The organism is Amycolatopsis sp. NPDC054798 (assembly GCF_053611505.1).
In genome coordinates this window covers 95,984-114,902 of record NZ_JBSHAM010000010.1, presented here as the reverse complement: position 1 = coordinate 114,902, position 18,919 = coordinate 95,984, and the positions used below count along the sequence as shown (strand labels likewise).

Below are 18,919 nucleotides of genomic sequence, written 5' to 3'. Positions count from 1 at the left end.
GTGGGTTCCCGCGAAGGGATGGTTTCCCGGTCCATCAGACGACGGCCGGTCTGCTCCTGCTCGCCGAGCTGCCGCCGGAACAGGTCGCGGCACTGCGCGCGACGGCAACCGCCCTGGAAGCGGACCTACGCGGTTAAGGTCTCTTCGCCCGCGAGAGCCGCTGCGAAAGCCGCGTGCACCTTGAGGAATTGCTGTACCGGCAGTTCCGCCGCGATCCCGGGATACTGCGGGGCCAGTCGTTTGGCCGCCCAAGCGCCCCACCGCACGTGTGCTTCCTCGACGCTCAGGTGAGCCGCTTCGGCGGCGTGGCGAGCGCCCACGCCGTCCAGAATCGCTTGGTGCATCAATGCGGGAGTCGAGCGTTGTTCCCACGCGCGCAATGACGCCATCGAGGAAAGCCGGTGCAGCGTCGAGGACACAGTCGGCGGCGCGGAACGGGGTAGCGGAAAACCGCGTTCGAGCGGTCCTCGCCGCGGTGCCGCGCCATCGGCGTTGTCAGTGATCAAGCTCGTCATCAGAGTCCCTCCGACGTGCGGTTACCCGCCTCCGCACGGCCGAAACCCTTGATCGTCCGGCGGCGCGGGCGTTGGCGGGGCGCAGCGGGTCGATGTCGACCGGGTCCAGATGCGGGTCGCGCAGCAGGGACCCGAACGCCGCTTTCGCGACAGCGAGGATCGGCACCGCGAGCAGGGCCCCGACGATCCCGGCGACTTCCAGGCCGAGTGCGATGCCGAGGACCACGGCAAGCGGATGCAGCCGGACCGCGCGCCCGAGCAGGAGCGGCTGCAGCACATGGCTTTCCAGCTGCATCACCGCGACGACGATCGCGAGCACGATGCCCGCCGAGACGAATCCGTTCGCGACCAGTGCGATCAGCACGGCGACCGCACCGGTCACCACCGCGCCGATGATCGGCACGAACGCGCCGATGAAGATCAGCGCCGCCAGCGGCACCGCGAGCGGGACCCCGACCAGCCAGATCCCGACGCCGATGCACACCGCGTCGACGCAGGCCACGGCCACGGTCGCACGCACGTAGCTGACCAGCGAAGCGAACCCGCGGCGACCGGCGACGTCGATCTCGTCGCGGAGGGTGGCGGGCACGATCCGCAGCAGGAAGTGCCACACCTGGTTGCCGCTGTAGAGGAAGAAAACGAGCACGAACAGCGTCAGCAGCATCTCGGTCAGCACGCCGCCGACGGTCGCCGCGGTGGAGAGCACCCGGGTGGTGAGTTCGGCGGTGTTGCCCTGGATCGCGCTGACCGCTTTGTCGAGGAGCTGCTGCACCTGCGGCAGGTGGAGCGGACCGTGCTGAAGCCAGTCGTTGATGCGCGCGAGACTGGCTCCGACCTGGCTGCCCAGTTGCGGCAGGCTCGCGGTGACCGTGGTGATCACCAGCGCGAGAACCCCGCCGAGGACGGCGAGCCCGACGACGATCGCGACGAGCGTGGCCAGCGCGCGCGGCACGTGCCAGCGCACCAGCCGCTCCACCAGCGGTGCGAACAACGCCGACAGGAGCAGCGCGATCCCGATCGGGACGGTGACCTGCGCGAGATAGCCGAGTGTCCACGCAATGACCCCGAGCACGGTCAGCACGACCAGGAACCGCCAGCTGGCCGCCGCCGCGACCCGAAGCGACCACGGCACCACGTCGGCGGCTTCCCGGCGTCGATGGCGGTTCGTGCCCGCGACCCGGCGGGCTGGGACACTCATCTCGCCGCTGCCTTCGCCGACAGTGGTTCGGCGACCGATTCGAGCGAGCGTCGTTCAGCTTGAATCCCCAGAACCGCCTCGGCCAGGCCGCCGGCGATCATCATGCCCGCGCCCAGGTAATACCCGAACGCGACGTTGCCGACGACGCCGGTTTCCACCAGGCTGCCGAACAGCACCGGCCCGACGATCCCGCCGAGGCCGGTGCCGACGGAGTAGAAGATGGCGATCGCCAACGCCCGCACCTCAAGCGGGAAGATCTCCGACACCGTGAGGTACGCGGAACTGGCCCCAGCCGAAGCGAGGAAAAACACCGCGCACCAGGCGATCGTCAAGGTGAACGCGGACAGCACTCCGGCTTGGAACAGCAGCCCGGTCCCGACGAGCAGAACACCCGAGCCCAGGTAGCTGGTGACGATCATCGGGCGGCGGCCGATCGAGTCGAAAAACCGCGCGAGGATCAGCGGACCGGCGAAGCTGCCCAGTGCGAGCGGGACGAGGTAAAGCCCGACGGAGCCGCTGGAGATGCCGAAGAACCGGCTGAGCACCAGGCCTTGGGTGAAGTAGACGGCGTTGTACAGGAAAGCTTGCCCGACGAACAGCGCGAGCCCGAGCAGCGTCCTCCTCGGATAGCCGCGCACGAGGGTCGCCGCGACCTCGGTCAGGCTGGTTCGAGCGCGTTCCTCGACCTCGATGGCGTCGTCGACCGGTTCGAGTTGCCGGCCGGTCGCTTCCTTGACGCGTTCTTCGATGCCGGTGACGACTCGATCGGCCTCGTCGGCGCGGCCGTGCGTGAACAGCCAGCGCGGGCTCTCCGGGACAGTCCGGCGGACGATCAGGATGAACAGGCCGAGCACCGCGCCCAGTCCGAAGGCCAGCCGCCAGCCCAGCCAGGCCGGGATCAGGCCGACGTCGAGCAGGACCAGGCTGAGCGCCGCTCCGCCGGCCGCGCCGAACCAGTACGAGCCGTTGACGGACAGGCTGACTGTCGCGCGCCAGCGGGCGGGAACGAGTTCGTCGATCGCGGAGTTGATCGCCGCGTACTCGCCGCCGATACCGGCTCCGGTGAGGAACCGCATGACGAAGAACCACCAGGGGGCGAAGGAGAACGCGGTCAAGACCGTGGCCAGCAGGTAGAGCCCGAGGGTCAGCAGGAACAGGCGTTTCCGGCCCCAGCGGTCGGTCAGGTAGCCGAAGACCAGCGAACCGCAGACCGCGCCGGTGACGTAGCACGAGGTCGCCAGGCCGACCTCGGTCGCGGACAGGACCAGGCCGCTGCCGGGTTCGGTCAGCCGGTCCGACAGCGCGCTGACGATGGTCACCTCGAGCCCGTCGAGGATCCACACTGTGCCCAGCCCGACGAGCATCAGCCAATGCCACGACGACCAGGGCAGCCGGTCCATCCGCGCCGGCACCTCGGTTCGCACCACGTCGATCACCTCGCGGCGCGAATTCCCGGCGGAGATCGCTCGCAAACGGCTCGGCTAGAACCAGTCGAGAGCGCGGACGACGAAGAACGCCGCCACGACGAGCACGAGGATCGCGACGGCGACAAGCCATCGGGCAGGCAGCGCGCGCGACGGCATCGGTTGCGGATGGGAGAGTCCCGAGGTCTGCCCGGCGTCGGGCGGAGTGTCGCCGGGCGGCACGGAACCGCCCGGTTCGAGACCCGGCACGTCGTCCGGCTCGGGCCCGGGTGCGGTCATGTCCGGTCTCCTCGTCGGGGGTGCGGTCACCGGACGGGGTTGCCGCTTCAGCCGTGGATAAACGTGACCGAGTCGCGTTTATCCACGGCATTTTCCCGGGACCAGGGGAGGCGGAGGTCATGGCTGACGCCAGTCAGCAGCGCCGTCTACATGCGCAGCACCTCGTCGTTGTGCTGCCCCACCTCCGGAGCAGGCTGCGGACCGAGCCGCTCGCCGTCCACCTGGATCGGCGACATCGGTGCCCAATGCTGCCCGGCACCCGGCTGGTCGACCTCCCCGAACAGAGCCAGTTTTCGCAGCGCCGCCCCGCCGTCACGGCCGAGTTCGGCGAAGCTGCGGTAGCGTTCCCACAGAATCCGTTGCCGCGTAAGCACTTCTGCCACTTCGGAGTACGGCGTCTGGCCGAACCACCGGGCGAGCAGCGGCGAGATGACGTCCCGGTGCCGGTACCGGTCGGACTCGGTGGCGAACGAGATCCCCAGCGCTTCGCTCAGCCCGGCGAACGCGTCCGCGAGCCCGGTCGCGGCGAGCATTTTGTTCCAATGCCGTTCGGTGAGCAGCACGATCATCAGCCGGACACCGTCGGCGGTTTCGAAATCGTCGCCGTAGGTGCCGTAGATTTCGTTGCCGGACTTGGCGCGCTCGTGATCGGTCAGCTGGGCTTCGGCGAGATAGCCGAGGTTCCCGGCGGTGGCGAGCGCGACGTCCTCCAGCGCGACCCGGATCGACCGGCCCTGCCCGGTGACCTGCCGGTGCCGTTCGGCGGCCAGCAGCCCGACCGCCAGGTACAGCCCGGCGCAGACGTCCCAGGCGGGCAGCACGTGGTTGACCGGCGCGGCGCCCGTCCCGGTGAGCAGCGGGAAACCGGTCGCGGCCTGCACGGTGTAGTCGACCGCCGCGCCGCCGTCGGCCCGGCCGTCCAGCAGGACGTGGATGAGGTCGGGGCGGCGGGCGCGCAAGGCCTCGTACCCGAGGTCCGGATGCCGCGAAGTGTTCGTCACGACCACACACGGACCGCCGTCGACGATCAGGTCGGCGATCCGGCGACGGTCCACTTCGGACTCCAGGTCGACGGCGACGGCGCGCTTTCCCTTGTTCAGCCCGGACCAGTAAAGGCTGGTTCCGGCGTCGGACAACGGCCAGCGCGTGCGGTCGGCGGCCCCGCCGAGCGGTTCGACCCGCACGACGTCCGCGCCGAGCTGGGCGAGGGTGAGTCCGCACAGCGGCGTAGCGACGTACGCGGACAGCTCGACTACCCGCAGTCTGGCCAGCAGTGAGGGGTTCATGCGTCGTGCACCCGGGAGAAGTCGGGCTTGCGGCGTTCGCGGTGCGAGGCGAGGCCTTCGCGGACCTCGGGGCCGCCGAAGCCGTAGAACTCCAGTGCCAGTGAGGAGTCGAAGATCGCGCCCGCGAGCTGCCGGTACCAGAGGTTGAGGCTCTGTTTGGTCCAGCGGATCGCGGTGGGCGCGCCACACGCCAGCTCGTGCGCGATCTCGCGCGCGGTCGGCAGGAGGTCGACGTCGTCGTCAACGCACAGGGACACCAGGCCGATCCGCTCGGCTTCGGCACCGTTGAGCGGGCGGCAGGTCATCAGGTAGTACTTGGCTTTGGCCATCCCGCACAGCAGCGGCCAGCACACCGCGGCATGGTCGCCCGCCGCGACGCCGAGCCGGGTGTGGCCGTCGATGATTTTCGCGTTGGCGGTGACCACGGAGACGTCCGCGAGCACTCCGGCCACGAGTCCGGCGCCTACGGCCGGGCCGTGGATCGCCGACACGATCGGCTTCGAGCAGTCGATCACGGCGTAGACCAGATCGCGGGCTTCGCGCATGGTGCGCGAGCGGGCCTCGAAGTCGTTCGCCAGCTTCTCGACCAGGTCGAAGGACCCGCCCGCGGAGAAGCCCTTGCCCTCGCCGCGCAACAGGATCGCTTTCACCGAAGGGTCGCGGTCGAATTCGCGCCAGATGTCGGCGAGTTCGCCGTGGGCGGCTTCGCTCACCGCGTTGAGGTTCGGGGCGTCGAGGACGAGTTCGATGACGCCGTCCTCGTCCGGTCCGTCGACCCGCAGGTTCTCGAACTGTGCGTAGCGACTCATGCCGCTCCTTTCCTGCCGTCGCTGAGGAACAGGCCCTCGCGGTCGTACTTCCGCAGTTGCTGCACGTCGTCGGCGGTCACCTCGGGCAGTTCGCGCAGGTCGTCCGCTACGGCGAGGTCCCAGCCGCAGCGCGACCGGACGTGCTCGACGCGTTCGGCCAGCGGCTCCGGACCGGGCGCGATCGCGGTGAGCACCAGTTCGCCGTCGCGTCGGGTCAGGACGCCAAGGTCGGTGACCACCGCCCGGACCCGCGCGCCGGGACTGGTGACGTAGCTGCATTTCTCGATGAACCGGCGCGGGCTCATCGTGCCGACGACGTAGGTCTCGTCGGCGTTGGTCACGACGTCGTTCCCGCCGCCCGAACCGACGAGATACGTGCCGCCTTCGATCCGGGTTGTGTTGATGTTGCCCTGCCGGTCGATTTCCGCGGCCCCGACGCAGGCGATCGACCGCGTGGCAGGGCCGTTCACGAGATTCCCCAGCGCCTGTTCGGTGTCGAGCAGCATCGAGGACGACGGGAAATTGGCGAAGCTGAAGATGAACGGGTCGCCGGGCGTGGGGGAGTAGTCCCAGAGGCCGAGTTCGGCCGCCAGCGCGACCTCGTGCCCGTCCGCTTTCGCCTGCTCGACGGCCACCCAGGCAGCGAGGTTCGCCAGCCCGGCTCCGGCCAGCACGCCGTCGGCGCCGGTTTCCGCGATCCGCGCCCGGACCAGTGCGGCGAGCCAGGTCGCTGCACGTTCGGGCCGGGTCGCCGGCCCGGTGTGTTCCCCGCGACCGGTGGGCGGAGTGGGCTGCCCGAGCGTACGGGTGAGCGCGTCGAGCCGTGGTTTGCCGAGTTTCGCCAGGTAGGCGTCCTGATCGAGAAGGATCCATTCGCGGATCCAGTCGTCGAAGTCCGCCGAACGGCTCGCTTCCCGCGCGGCGATCCAGAACTCGACGTCCTCGGCGTAGCCGTCGACCGGCAGCCGAGCGCCCTCCGTGCCGGGGAAGACCCCGCCTGGATGCGCGCCGAAGGGAGCCTCCACCACGGCGAGCACGCGGTGCGCCGGAACGCGGACGAACGGAGCCCACGGACGCAGGTCGTCGACCACCTTCTCGACCGTCGCGAGCACCCCGCGCCGGGCGGCGAACGCACCGATCGAGCCCTCGAACATCGGCGGCGCGATGGCCAGATTTCCCTGCCGGTCCGCGACCGCGGCGTGCAGGATCGCGACATCCGGGGTGATCGGCGCGACCAGTCCGACGCGGCCGAACGGCGTGTCGACCTCCGCGTAGCCGGGGTTCCCGGTCATCGACGAATCGCGTACCGAGCCGGTGACCACCGCGGGCACGCCGGTCGCGGCGGCGCGCAACCCCTGGATGTAGGTCAGGAACGACCAGTTCTCGACCTCGACCGAACCGTCCGAATAGGACTGCTGGAACACCGGATTCGGCGTGAACACGGGAAACGAGTCGCCCGAGTAGACGGTCACGACCTTTTCCAGGCAGCCGGAGCGGAACAGCGCCGCGCCGAGCGACGACAGGCTGGCCATGATCAGCGTGAACCGCGACGGCCGGTGCCAGTGCTGCCGCGCGATCTCCCGCACGAGCGCGCTCCAGCGGCTGTGCCCGAGGATGACGTGCAGCGCGTCGCCCTCGCGGACATGGCGGGCGACGGCTTCGTCGAGACGGCAGAAGTCGGTCATCAGGCCACGACCACCAAGGTTTCGGCGACACAAGCCGGTTTCGCCGCGCCTTCCAGCTCCACTACATACCGCGTGGTCACCGTGACCCCGGAGTTGCTGGGCTGGAGGTCGGCGAACGTCGCGGTCGCACGCAGCCGCGAGCCGACCGGGACCGGTGCCGGGAACCGGACCTTGCCCAGCCCGTAGTTGATCCGCGCGGAACCGAAATCGAGCCGGACCAGCTGCGCGCCGAAGTACGGGAGCAGCGACAGCGTGAGGAAGCCGTGCGCGATCGTCGACCCGAAGGGCCCGTTCGCGGCCCGCTCGGGATCGGTGTGGATCCACTGGCGGTCACCGGTGGCGTCGGCGAACGCGTCGATCCGGGCCTGGTCGACGGCGAACCAGTCAGTCGGCCCGATCTCCTCGCCGAGCGCGGCCCGGACCTCGTCGGCCGAGCCGAAGACGCGGGTCACGCCGGCACCCGCTCGAACACCGCGGCCAGGCCCTGCCCGCCGCCGATGCACATGGTCTCAAGCCCGTACCGGGCTTCGCGGCGCTGCATTTCCCGCGCCATGGTCGCGAGGATCCGGGTGCCGGTCGCGCCGACCGGGTGGCCGAGCGAGATGCCGGAGCCGTGCACGTTGAGCCGGTCGAAATCCTTCTCGCCGAAGCCCCATTCGCGGGTGCAGGCCAGTGCCTGCGCGGCGAACGCCTCGTTGAGTTCGATCAGGTCGATGTCGGACATCTTCAGCCCGGCGCGTTCCAGCGCGAGCGCGGAGGCGGGAACCGGCCCGATGCCCATCACCTTCGGCTCGACCCCGGCCACGCCGTGGGACACCAGCCGGACGAGCGGGCGCAGGCCCAGTTCCGCGGCGCGTTCGCGGGTGGTCACGACGCACACCGCGGCGGCGTCGTTCTGGCCGCTCGCGTTGCCCGCGGTAACGGTGGCGTCCGGATCCTGTTTGCCCAGCACCGGCCGCAGCTTGGCGAGCGTTTCGACGGTGGTGTCGGGACGCGGGTGCTCGTCGGTGTCCACGACGACAGTCCCCTTCCGCGTCTCCACCGGCACCGGGATGATCTCCTCGGCGAACACCCCGGACTGCTGGGCGGCGACGGCCCGCTGATGCGAGGCGGCCGCGAGGCGGTCCTGTTCCTCGCGCGTGATGCCGTACTGCCGCCGCAGGTTCTCCGCGGTCTCCAGCATCCCGCCGGGCACCGGGTAGTGCTTGCCGCCGGGAGTCTGCCGTCCGCGGGTGAGCGAATCGTGCAGCATCACGCCCGCGCCGGTGGCGCCCCAGCGCACGTCGTTGGCGTAAAAGACGGTGTTGGACATGCTTTCCGCACCGCCCGCGACGATCAGGTCGCTCGCGCCCGCCTGGACCTGCAGCGCGGCCAGCAGCACCGATTGCAGCCCGGAACCGCAGCGCCGGTCGACCTGCATGCCGGGCACGGTGACCGGCAGCCCGGCGTCGAGCGCGACGACGCGGCCGATCGCCGGTGCTTCGGCGCTGGGGTAGCAGTGGCCGAGGATCACGTCGTCGATCGCGTCGGCGGGCAGGCCGGTGCGCTCCAACAGGCCCTTCAGCGCGACCGTGCCGAGGTCGGCGGCGGGCACGCTCTTCAGCGAACCGCCGAAACGGCCGATCGGGGTGCGGACAGGTTCGCAGATGACGGCGTCACGCATGGGGAGTGCCTTCCTCGGAGAAATCGGCTTCGACGCTGGTGCGCGGTCCGGCGGCATGGGCGAGGGTCAGGGTCGCGCCGCCGGGGCGGGGTTCGGTGCGCAGCTTCGCCGGCTGGCCGCAGAACAGCGGGGCCAGGTTGCGGTGCGCCAGCCGGGTCACTCGCGCGCCGGGGGAGTCCAGGCGCAGCACCTCGGCCAGGGCGAGCGACATCAACGGCCCGTGCACGACCAGGCCGGGATAGCCCTCGACGCGCGTCGCGTACGGCCAGTCGTAGTGGATGCGGTGTGCGTTCGCGGTGGCCGCGGAGAAGCGCATCAGCAGTGTCGGATCGGTGGCGAAGTCCCAGCCGTCTTCGCTGCGGCGGAACGGCCCTCCGACCAGATCGGCAGGCTCCACCGGTGCCGCTTCGGAAGTGACAGCGCCCGCTTCGCGGTAGATGAGATCCTGCCGTTCCTCGACGAGCGGCGAACCGTCCACACCGGACAGCACGGTCCGCACCACGACGATCACCAGCTGCCCGGAGCGGCCGGATTTCTCCGTCACCGAGTCCACAATGGACCGCCGGGTCACCGTCTCGCCGACCTTCGGCGGCCGGTGCACGCGCACCTCGCCACCGGCGAACATCCGGCGTGGCAGGTCGATCGGCGGCAGGAAGGTGCCGCGCGCCGGGTGCCCGTCGGGGCCGAGTTCGGAGGAGACCGGCCAGCGGGGGAGGGCGACCCAGTGCCACAGCGGCGGCAGGTCGTCGCCCGGCCGCGGCGCGGGCAGCCCGTTGTCGAAGAGCGCGGCCAGCGCCGCGACCGGGGCCGGGTCCACCAGCTCCGCGGCCGTGACGGCGTGCGGTTCCCAGCCGGTCACATGAACCGTCCGCCGGTCACCTCGAGCACGGTGCCGGTCATGTACGACGAGAGGTCGGACGCGAGAAACAGGGCCACCGAGGCGATTTCCCCGACCTCGCCCGCACGGCGCATCGGGATCTCGGCCATCTTCTGGTCCCACGCCTTCTGCGGCATGGCCTCGGTCATCGCGGTGCGGATCAGGCCCGGCTGGATCGCGTTCACCCGGACGCCGTGGTGCGCCATCTCCTTGGCCGCGGCCTTGGTCAGCCCGACGATCCCGGCCTTGGCCGCGGAGTAGTTCGTCTGCCCGACCATGCCGACCTTGCCCGAGAGCGACGACAGGTTCACGATCGCGCCGCTCTTGCGTTCGCGCATGATCGCGGCGGCCTTGCGGGTGCCGTTCCAGGTTCCCTTGAGGTGCACGGAAACGACCTGGTCGAACTCGTCCTCGGTCATGGTCCGCATCGTCGCGTCGCGGGTGATGCCCGCGTTGTTGACGAACACGTCCACCGGCGAGAACGACTCGGCCGCAGCGGCGAGCAGAGCGTCCACATCGGACGCCTTGGTGACGTCGCAGGCGACGCCGACAGCTTCCCCGTCCAAGCTCTCGGCCGCTTTCACGGCAGCCGCGCCGTCGATGTCGCCGAGCACCACCCGGGCTCCGTTCGCGACGAACAACTGGGCGATGGCGAGTCCGATGCCTTGCGCGCCGCCGGTGACGACAGCGGTCCGGCCGGTGAGCAGAGTCATGGCGTTCCCTCAGATCTTGTTGCGGGCGACGAGCTGGGCGGCGATGACGTTGCGCTGGATCTCGTTCGTTCCCTCGCCGACGATCATCAGCGGCGCGTCGCGGAAGTAGCGTTCGACGTCGTATTCCCTGGAGTAGCCGTAGCCGCCGTGGACGCGGATGGCGTCGAGCGCGACCTGCATCGCGGTTTCCGACGCGAACAGTTTCGCCATCCCGGCTTCCATGTCGGCGCGTTCGCCCGCGTCGAGCTTCTCCGCGGCGTCCAAGGTGAGCAACCGGGCGGCGCGCATTTTGGTGGCCATGTCGGCGAGGAGGTTGCCGACGGACTGGTGTTTCCAGATCGGCTTGCCGAACGATTCGCGCTCCTGGGCGTAGCGGACGGCGTCATTCAGCGCGGCCTGGCCGACACCCAGCGCACGGGAGGCGACCTGGATCCGGCCGACCTCGAGCCCGCGCATCATGTGCGACCAGCCCAGGTTCGGCGTCCCGCCGAGGACGGCGTCGGCGGGCACCTTCTGGCCGTCGAAGACCAGTTCGCAGGCTTCGACGCCGCGGTAGCCGAGTTTCGGGAGCTTCTTGGAGATGGTCAGGCCGTCGCCGGGTTCCACCAACAGGACGCTCATCCCGCGATGGGCGGGGGAGGCGTCGCGGTCGGTGATGCACAGCAGGCCGATCAAGCCGGAGTGCGCGGCGTTCGAGATCCAGGTCTTCGAACCGGTGATGGTGTAGCCCTCGTCGCCCGGCACCGCCTGGGTGCGCATGGCCTGCAGGTCGCTGCCGCCGCCGGGCTCGGTCAGCGCCATCGTCGCGCGGATGCGGCCTTCTGCCATGGCAGGCAGGTACTTCTCGCGCTGCTCCGGCGTGCCGAACGTCTTGATCAAGTACGTGATGACGGAGTGCCCGCCGATCGCTCCGGCCAGGCTCATCCAGCCGCGCGCGAGTTCTTCGGTGACGCGGGCGAAGCAGGCGGTGCTGACGTCAACCCCGCCGTATTCGGCCGGGACGAGCAGGCCGAAGAAGCCGAGTTTCTTCATCTCGTCGATGAACTCGGCCGGATAGATGTCGTCGGCTTCGAATTCGCGGACCCGGGGCCGGACCCGTTCGTCCACGAACTCCGCGACCAGGGCGACCATCTGCTGTTCGTCGTCGGTGAGCGTCATCAGGAATTCGACACCTGCCCGTTCCCTTCTCGTGCCTGCCGGAGGACGCGCTGGGCGCGCTCCAGCACCGGCTTGTCGACCATCTGCCCGTTCACTGCGACCGCGCCGTCCGCGCCGGCGTCGAGGATCGATTGCGCCCAGCGGACTTCTTCGCGCGTCGGGCGCAGCGCCGCACCGGCGACGGGTACCTGTTTCGGGTGCACGCACAGCTTTCCGGCGAACCCGAGCCGTCGTGCGTAGTGGACTTCGTCGGTGAGGTGAAGCTCGTTGTCCAGGTCCGCCGTGACGCCGTCGATCGGCCCGGGCAGCCCTGCCGCGGCGGAGGCGAGCACGAGCGCGCCCCGCGCGGCGACGAACGCGTCCCGGTCGGCCGGATCAGCACCGAGTTCCGCGGCCAGGTCGAAGCTGCCGAACGCGAGGCGCTGCACGTTCGGGACGGTCGCGGTCTCCCGCGCGTCCAGGACGCCGCGTGAGGTTTCGACCAACGCGATCACGACCGGCAGGACCCCGAGCTGTTCAGCCGCGGCGCGCGTCGTCGCCGGTTCGGCCTTCGGCAGCATCACGGTGCACCGGCGCCGCCTGAGCACAGCGAGGTCTTCGTCGTGCCAGGCGGTGCCGGCGGCGTTTACCCGCACCGCGCACTCGGGGTTCTCCTCGAGCCACGCGACGGCTTGTTCCCGCGCGTACTCCTTGCGGCCGGGAGCGACGGCGTCCTCCAGATCGAGCACGACCAGGCTCGGCCCGGCGGCCATCGCCTTGCCGAAGCGTTCCGGCCGGTCGCCCGGGACGAACAGGAGGGTCGCGGCTTCCCGTGTCCGGGCAGCCGCGCGGCTGGTCATTTCTGCGCCTTCTTCGCCTGACGGACGAGGCCGCCGCCGATGATCAGACGCTGGATTTCGCTGGTGCCCTCGTAAAGCCGCAGCAGCCGGATGTCGCGGTAGATCCGCTCGACCGGCACGTCGCGCATGTACCCGGTGCCGCCGTGGATCTGCACCGCGAGGTCGGCCGCCTTGCCCGCCATCTCGGTGCAGTACAGCTTCGCGGCCGACGGGCCGATCCGGCGGTCCTCGCCGGACACATAGCGCGCGGCGGTCTCGCGCACCAGCGCGCGCCCCGCCATCACCCCGGTCTGCTGATCCGCCAGCATCGCTTGCACCAGCTGGAAATCCCCGATCGGCTGGCCGCCCTGCGTCGCCGAAGCGGCATACGCGACGGACTCGTCCAGCGCCCGCTGCGCGGCACCGACAGCCAGCGCGGCGATGTGGACGCGGCCGCGGGCCAGCGACGTCATCGCGGCGCGGTACCCGGCGTCCTCGTCCCCGCCGACGAGTGCGGAGCCGGGTACGCGGACGTTGCTGAACGTGACGTCCGCGGTCCAGGCGCCTTCCTGGCCCATCTTCTTGTCCTTGGGCCCGACTTCCAGTCCGGGCGTGTCCGCGGGCACGAGGAACACCGCGATGCCAGGACCGGAATCGTCGGCCGGACGGGTGCGGGCGAAGACGACGAACAGGTCCGCGATCGGCGCGTTGGTGATGAAGCGTTTCTGCCCGTCGATCACCCAGCCAGCGTCGTCGGAACTGCCGTCGCGCACGGCCTTGGTGCGCAGTCCCGCCGGATTGGACCCGGCGCCGGGCTCGGTCAGCGCGAAGGACGCGACGACCTCGCCCGAGGCGATGCGTTCCAGCCACTGCCTTTTCTGCTCGTCGGTGCCGAAGTTGACCAGGACCTGCCCGGCGATGCCGTTGTTGGTGCCGAACATCGACCGCAGCGCGAGCGAGGTGTACCCGAACTCCATCGCCAGCTCGACGTCCTGGGCCAGGTCGAGCCCGAGCCCGCCCCATTCCTGCGGGATCGCGTAGCCGAACAGGCCCATCTCGGCGGCCTGCGCGCGCAGATCGTCCGGGATGGCGTTGCCGTCCATGATCTCCTGCTCGCGCGGAACGACCTTCGCCCGCACGAAGTCGCGCACCAGTTCCAGGATCGGCCGGAAGTCCTCGGGGGTAACCGCTGCTGCCATGCCTCCCACTATGACCCAGACCGCCCGGCGGGAAAATACTTTATCAGAAATCATCGAATGGCTCACACTGCCGGGCGACGCCTAGTGGGTGCACATCTGCAGGTCAAGTGCCAGTTTTGGGAGCTGCGGGCGCTGCTGGCTCAGACGGCGCGGCCGCCTGAGCGTGCCCCGGACGTGTAATACTTCATCCGATACCGCCGCCGACGCGGGGATGGGAGAAGGTCGTGGCGATGCCCGAAACCACGAGCGCCGGACCGCGCCGCACCGGTCCGGCGAACCTCAAGGCGATGGCCGCGCAGGAAATCCGCCGCCGGGTTTTCTCCGGTCAGCTGCGCGCCGGGGCGAAGATCGACCAGGAGGCGCTGGCCGACGAACTCGGCATCAGCAAACTGCCGATACGGGAAGCGCTGATCACCCTCGACCACGAAGGCGTTGTCGAGCACATCGCCCGCCGCGGCGCGTTTGTCGCCCGGATGACGCGCGACGACATCCGGGACCACTACCGCGTGTTCGGCGTCGTGTCCGGGTTGGCCGCGGAGCGCGCGGCGAAGAACCTGTCCCCGGAAAGCCTGCAGGCGCTGCACGATCTGGCGGACCGGATGGAGTCCGCGGTGGACCCTGCCGAACAGGAACGGCTGAACTACGAATTCCACCGGAGAATCAACTACGCCGCCGACTCGCGCCGGCTCGTGTCGCTCATCGGCATCCTGGCCAAGACTGTGTCGCACGGGTTTTACGAGGCGCACGAGGACTGGCCGGACAAAGCCCGGGACGACCATCGGCTGATCCTGTCCGCGCTGTCGGCGCGCTCGGCCGCCCGGGCGCGCACGCTGGTGGAAAAACACCTCGCGGACGCGGGCGAACGCGCGGTGGCCTTACTGGAGAAGCAGGGGTTCTGGGACCGCTGACCAGGTCCGGCGGGGCAGCGTTTGTTCCGCGGAGATGATCTGCGTTCCTGCCTGACGGTGCACCTGAGACTTCTGGACGCGGGCAGGGCACTGGCCGCGCCGGATCTTGATCGGCAGCGTCGGGGTGAACACCTCGACGCTGCCGTAGCACGCGGGAAAATCAGCTCACCCGCCGCGAATTCCCCTACGAGTGGCGATGGTCAGCCCCGGCGATCCGCTCGACCAGCTCGTCGCGGTAGGCCTGAGCGTCCGGCAGTTCCGGTTCGGAGCCGTCGGCCCGTTTGATCGCGCCCTCGAGGATTTTCAGCGCCTGCTGGTCGTCGCCCTTCGCGTCCGCCAGCCGCGCTGCGTTTTCCATGGCTTTCGCGAGTTTGGTGGTCGCTTCGGGTGACGTGGCGGCCTTGTGGATACGGATCCAGTTGCCGCCCGGGTCGATGACGGCGAACCCGGTGTACCGGTCGTTGCGCAGCCGGGGCCGGGTCATCCGCGGGATGCCGGAGACGAGCAATTTCCCGTGCACCGCGCGCATCCCGGCCGCGAAGGCTTCGAACAGCGCGCTGGTGTCCTCCACGATGACCAGGCACGTGCTGTGCGAATTCTCCGGAATGTGGCCGTCCATTCCGTAGAAGTGCAGGTTGATGTCCTCGCGCTGCAAGGCGACGTGCGGGTTCGGCCGCGTCTGCCGATAGGTGATCGAGAAGCCGAGCATCTGGTAGAAGGACGCGATCTCGTCGATGTCCCGGCAGGGGAGGAGCGGGATGGTCAGTTCGTTCGCCATGGCTCGAACGTAAGCCCGGATCCGCCGAAACGACACGTAGGTATTTGCTTAAGCGAACAGCGGAGCCGGAGATGTTCCTCGGCGGCCTGTCGACGCACGCCCCGTGACCGTTTCGCGGCTCAGCTCCGCGTTCTCTCCGGGGAACCCTGCACCGTCCGATGTGGACTATCTCGTCTCGTCCGCCCAGAGGCCGCGTTCCTCCGACAGACATGGGTCAGAAAGATGCCTCCGCCCCGTTGTGCAAATTGACCTTTTATGGCTCCGCCCGGTGCCCGTTACGGTCGCATTCATGCAGCGGAACTTTCAATCGGCCGAACAACTCTCGGCCGCCATGCGGGCCGGTGAAGTGACCTCGGTAGAGCTGACCGACGAGGCGATCGCCCGGATCGAGCGGGAAGACAAGACACTCAACGCGATCTGCGTCCCGGACTTCAACCGGGCGCGCACCGCCGCGCTCGAAGCCGACCGGGCGCGCGCCCGCGGCGAGGACCGGCCGCTGCTCGGCATCCCGGTCACGGTCAAGGAGTGCTACAACGTCGCCGGTCTGCCCACGACCTGGGGCATGCCGCAGCACCGGGACTTCCTGCCGGGCGAGGACGCGGTCCAGGTGTCGCGGCTCAAGGACGCGGGCGCGGTGATCCTCGGCAAGACCAATGTCCCTTTAGGACTGCAGGGCTTGCAGAGTTCCAACCCGGTGTACGGCACCACCAACAACCCGTGGGACCACGATCGCACGCCGGGCGGTTCCTCCGGCGGTTCGTCGGCGGCGCTGGCGGCGGGCTTCGGCGCGCTGTCGATCGGCTCCGACATCGGCGGATCGCTGCGCACCCCCGCGCATTTCTGCGGGGTCTACGGGCACAAGCCGAGTCTCGGGCTGGTGGCGAACCGGGGGATGGTCCTGCCGACCGCGCCGGCGTTGCCGGTCGACCTCGATCTCGCCGTTGTCGGCCCGATGGCGCGCACCGCCCGTGATCTCGCGCTCCTGCTCGACGTCATGGCCGGGCCGGACCCGCTGACGTACGGCGTGGCGCACCAGCTGGCCCTGCCGCCCGCGCGCCACGAGCACCTGCGCGACTTCCGGGTCCTGGTCCTCGACGAGCATCCGTTCATTCCGACCGGGGCCTCGGTGCGGGCGGGGGTGAACAGAGTGGCCGACGCACTCGCCGACGGCGGCGCCCGCGTGGAACGGCACAGCGCGCTGCTGCCTGACCTGGCCGAAGCCGCAACGCTCTACACGCAGCTGTTGTTCTCCGGCTCCGTCGCGCGGTTCCCGGTCGAGGCGTACGAGCAGTTGCAGGCCCGCGCGGCCGGACTGAGTCCGGACGACGAGAGCCTCGACGCGTCGCGGCTGCGCGGGATGACGCTCAGCCACCGCGACTGGATGGAGGTGAACAGCCGCCGCGAACTGCACCGGCACGGCTGGCGGCAGTTCTTCTCCGAGTTCGACGCCGTCGTGTGCCCGGTGACGCCGACTCCCGCGTTCCCGCACGACCACAACCCCGACCTGCTGGCCTGCCGGATCGACATCGACGGCGTCGAGTACCCGTTCTTCGACCAGCTGGTCTGGGCTGGGCTGGCCACCATGCCCGGGTTGCCCGCCACCGCCATGCCGGCGGGCTTCTCTCCGGAGGGGCTGCCGGTGGGGGTGCAGGTGGTGGGCCCGATGTTCGAGGACCGCACTCCGCTGCGGCTGGCCGAACTGCTCGAGCCGCGGATCGGCGGTTTCCAGGCGCCGGAGTAGGCGGCTTCGAGGGGGCAACGACCACAATGGACAGTCGTTGACCCCTCGAAGTCCTTCCGGCGTTGGGAGGACGTCCTTGGGCGGAGTGAGGCATCAGGTCATCGCCGGGCGGGGCGGTCCGGCCGTATGCTCGTTCCTGGCCCCACGGCCCCATGCCGTGCCCGACCTTGGAGAGGAACGGATGCTGCGGGTTTTCCTGGTCGACGACCACGAGGTGGTCCGCCGCGGAGTCGCTGACCTGCTGGACGAGGACGAACGGCTCACGGTCGTGGGCCAGGCGGGAAATGTGGCACAGGCGCTGGCCCGGATTCCCGCGTTGCAGCCTGACGTCGCGGTGCTGGACGTGCGGCTGCCCGACGGCAACGGCATCGAGCTGGCCCGTGAGCTGCGGTCCCGGATGCCCGAGCTGAAGTGCCTGATGCTCACGTCCTACACCGACGAGCAGGCGATGCTCGACGCCGTCATGGCCGGAGCCAGCGGGTACGTGATCAAGGACATCAAAGGCATAGACCTCGTCGCGGCGGTGGTCGACGTCGGAGCCGGAAAATCGCTGCTCGACGGGCACGCCGCCGCCGCGTTGATGGCGAAACTGCGCGACAGCGCGCAGAAGCAGCGGGGCCCGCTGGCGCAGCTGTCCGAGCAGGAACGCACGCTGCTGGAGCTGATCGGCGAAGGCCTGACCAACCGCCAGATCTCCGAACGGATGTTCCTCGCCGAGAAAACCGTCAAAAACTACGTCTCCCGGCTGCTGGCCAAGCTGGGCATGGAACGGCGCACCCAAGCCGCCGTGCTCGCGACGGAGCTGCGCAACCAGCGGCGGTAGCCCGCGATCACGCGCTGAGCGAGGGCGGCGGGTCGACCAGGACCTCGCCGAGGTCCCGGCGCGGGGTCCACGAGACCGGGGTGCCGTAGCCGAGGCGCAGCACGATCTGCGGCCAGAGCCCGCCGCCGAGCAGGTCCCGGAGCCGAGTGCGGATGGTGGGCACTTCGACGGGCTGGGAAATAAAAGAGGCGTCGATCCCGTCGGCGGTGGCGGTGAGCAGGACGCGTTGCATGGCCTGTCCGGCGCGGAGCCGGTCGGTCGGGGTGTCGCCGAAGGTGCCGATCACGACCACCAAGGGCGGTGCGCCCGAGGTGCGGGTGCCGTCGCCGTAATCGCGCAGGACCCACGTGTCGTCGGCGGTCGTGGTTCCTCCGGCCGCGTAGGGCACGCCGTCGCGGCTGCCTCGCGCCCGCCCGGTCCAGCGCCGCCATTCGGCGAGGAACGCGGGGTCGTTGACCTGAACCCGGTGGCTTTCCCCGACGAGGTCGCGGAGCCCGGCGAGTTGGTCTTCGTCGAGCTGCGGCATCCAGGCGTGCTCGACCTCCGCCGCGTGCCGCAGCCGTCCGACGACGGCGGCGGGAACCGGTTTGGCGGTGAACGGGGTGCGGTTGGTGTGCCGCCGGGGGATCGCCTTGGCGAGGACGGCGAGCCTGCGGTCGATCGGGGCGGTGGCCCGGGGCCGGACGACGGCCAGCAGGTCGGGGTCGTCGCGGCGGGGGAAGAGCGTCGTGCCCGGGTGGACGCCGGTCGCGTGGATCGCGGTGCGCAGGTTGAACAGCGCCGCCCCGCAGGACAGCAGCAGCTCGCGCCGGTCCGAGTCGGCTACGGGCAGTGTGCGGTCCGCGTCGGCGTACAGTTCGATGCCCGCGGGGCCGCTGCTGAACAGCCACGGCTGGGTGTTGTGCGTCGACGGTGCGAGAGTGGCTGAGCGCAGCACGGAAACCACCTGGTCGGCGCTGAGCTGCCCGACAGGCGCCACATTGAGGGTCATGGTTCTCCCGGGGCCGCGGATGGCGGCACAATGGTGTCGTACGTAGTCGTTCCG

The 18,919-nt window shown here is 69.9% G+C and carries 19 protein-coding genes; 3 read left to right on the top strand and 16 right to left on the bottom strand.

Annotated elements, in window-relative coordinates:
* Window positions 1–125 precede the first annotated feature (125 nt).
* The 14 genes from ACWGIC_RS09290 to ACWGIC_RS09225 form a co-directional block, all read right to left on the bottom strand.
* Window positions 126–515, bottom strand: coding sequence for a hypothetical protein (locus tag ACWGIC_RS09290; RefSeq protein ID WP_452075407.1), 390 nt, complete (start codon window positions 513–515; stop codon window positions 126–128).
* On the bottom strand, window positions 496–1,713 hold the full coding sequence (locus ACWGIC_RS09285) for an AI-2E family transporter (protein ID WP_452075406.1): 1,218 nt from the start codon (window positions 1,711–1,713) through the stop codon (window positions 496–498). The genes ACWGIC_RS09290 and ACWGIC_RS09285 overlap by 20 nt, the downstream gene beginning before the upstream one ends.
* Entirely contained in the window at window positions 1,710–3,140 is a 1,431-nt protein-coding gene (locus ACWGIC_RS09280; RefSeq protein WP_452075405.1) for an MFS transporter, read from the bottom strand. The genes ACWGIC_RS09285 and ACWGIC_RS09280 overlap by 4 nt, the downstream gene beginning before the upstream one ends.
* 54 nt (window positions 3,141–3,194) lie before the next feature.
* The gene (locus ACWGIC_RS09275) at window positions 3,195–3,416 is read right to left on the bottom strand and encodes a DUF6480 family protein (RefSeq protein ID WP_452075404.1); all 222 of its coding nucleotides are present in this window, start codon (window positions 3,414–3,416) and stop codon (window positions 3,195–3,197) included.
* Between the two features lie 146 nt (window positions 3,417–3,562).
* Window positions 3,563–4,702: a CoA transferase gene (locus tag ACWGIC_RS09270; RefSeq protein WP_452075403.1), complete on the bottom strand. Its 1,140-nt coding sequence runs from the start codon at window positions 4,700–4,702 to the stop codon at window positions 3,563–3,565.
* The gene (locus ACWGIC_RS09265; protein WP_452075402.1) at window positions 4,699–5,511 is read right to left on the bottom strand and encodes an enoyl-CoA hydratase/isomerase family protein; all 813 of its coding nucleotides are present in this window, start codon (window positions 5,509–5,511) and stop codon (window positions 4,699–4,701) included. The genes ACWGIC_RS09270 and ACWGIC_RS09265 overlap by 4 nt, the downstream gene beginning before the upstream one ends.
* Entirely contained in the window at window positions 5,508–7,196 is a 1,689-nt protein-coding gene (locus tag ACWGIC_RS09260; RefSeq protein WP_452075401.1) for a CoA-transferase, read from the bottom strand. Before ACWGIC_RS09260 ends, ACWGIC_RS09265 begins: the two co-directional genes overlap by 4 nt.
* On the bottom strand, window positions 7,196–7,648 hold the full coding sequence (locus ACWGIC_RS09255; protein WP_452075400.1) for a MaoC family dehydratase: 453 nt from the start codon (window positions 7,646–7,648) through the stop codon (window positions 7,196–7,198). The genes ACWGIC_RS09260 and ACWGIC_RS09255 overlap by 1 nt, the downstream gene beginning before the upstream one ends.
* A complete protein-coding gene (locus ACWGIC_RS09250) occupies window positions 7,645–8,859 on the bottom strand; it encodes an acetyl-CoA C-acetyltransferase (protein ID WP_452075399.1) in 1,215 nt (404 codons plus the stop codon). The genes ACWGIC_RS09255 and ACWGIC_RS09250 overlap by 4 nt, the downstream gene beginning before the upstream one ends.
* Complete coding sequence (locus ACWGIC_RS09245) at window positions 8,852–9,718, bottom strand: FAS1-like dehydratase domain-containing protein (protein ID WP_452075398.1); 867 nt, start codon at window positions 9,716–9,718, stop codon at window positions 8,852–8,854. Before ACWGIC_RS09245 ends, ACWGIC_RS09250 begins: the two co-directional genes overlap by 8 nt.
* Window positions 9,715–10,449, bottom strand: a complete 735-nt coding sequence (gene fabG / locus ACWGIC_RS09240; RefSeq protein ID WP_452075397.1) for a 3-oxoacyl-ACP reductase FabG — start codon at window positions 10,447–10,449, stop codon at window positions 9,715–9,717. Before fabG ends, ACWGIC_RS09245 begins: the two co-directional genes overlap by 4 nt.
* 9 nt (window positions 10,450–10,458) lie before the next feature.
* Complete coding sequence (locus tag ACWGIC_RS09235) at window positions 10,459–11,607, bottom strand: acyl-CoA dehydrogenase family protein (RefSeq protein WP_452075396.1); 1,149 nt, start codon at window positions 11,605–11,607, stop codon at window positions 10,459–10,461.
* On the bottom strand, window positions 11,607–12,446 hold the full coding sequence (locus ACWGIC_RS09230) for an HpcH/HpaI aldolase/citrate lyase family protein (RefSeq protein WP_452075395.1): 840 nt from the start codon (window positions 12,444–12,446) through the stop codon (window positions 11,607–11,609). The genes ACWGIC_RS09235 and ACWGIC_RS09230 overlap by 1 nt, the downstream gene beginning before the upstream one ends.
* On the bottom strand, window positions 12,443–13,624 hold the full coding sequence (locus tag ACWGIC_RS09225; RefSeq protein ID WP_452075394.1) for an acyl-CoA dehydrogenase family protein: 1,182 nt from the start codon (window positions 13,622–13,624) through the stop codon (window positions 12,443–12,445). Before ACWGIC_RS09225 ends, ACWGIC_RS09230 begins: the two co-directional genes overlap by 4 nt.
* A 230-nt stretch (window positions 13,625–13,854) precedes the next feature.
* Here ACWGIC_RS09225 and ACWGIC_RS09220 point away from each other — a divergent pair, with 230 nt between their 5' ends.
* Window positions 13,855–14,532: a GntR family transcriptional regulator gene (locus ACWGIC_RS09220; RefSeq protein ID WP_452075393.1), complete on the top strand. Its 678-nt coding sequence runs from the start codon at window positions 13,855–13,857 to the stop codon at window positions 14,530–14,532.
* A gap of 184 nt (window positions 14,533–14,716) precedes the next feature.
* On the opposite strand, the gene ACWGIC_RS09215 is transcribed toward ACWGIC_RS09220, so the two are convergent.
* A complete protein-coding gene (locus tag ACWGIC_RS09215) occupies window positions 14,717–15,310 on the bottom strand; it encodes a hypothetical protein (protein WP_452075392.1) in 594 nt (197 codons plus the stop codon).
* Window positions 15,311–15,599: 289 nt separating this feature from the next.
* On the opposite strand from ACWGIC_RS09215, the gene ACWGIC_RS09210 reads away from it, so the two are divergent.
* Entirely contained in the window at window positions 15,600–17,051 is a 1,452-nt protein-coding gene (locus ACWGIC_RS09210; protein WP_452075391.1) for an amidase, read from the top strand.
* Window positions 17,052–17,232: 181 nt separating this feature from the next.
* On the top strand, window positions 17,233–17,874 hold the full coding sequence (locus ACWGIC_RS09205) for a response regulator (RefSeq protein WP_452075450.1): 642 nt from the start codon (window positions 17,233–17,235) through the stop codon (window positions 17,872–17,874).
* A gap of 7 nt (window positions 17,875–17,881) precedes the next feature.
* Here the strand turns inward: ACWGIC_RS09205 and ACWGIC_RS09200 are convergent, their stop codons facing one another.
* A complete protein-coding gene (locus tag ACWGIC_RS09200; protein WP_452075390.1) occupies window positions 17,882–18,865 on the bottom strand; it encodes an Acg family FMN-binding oxidoreductase in 984 nt (327 codons plus the stop codon).
* Window positions 18,866–18,919 lie beyond the last annotated feature (54 nt).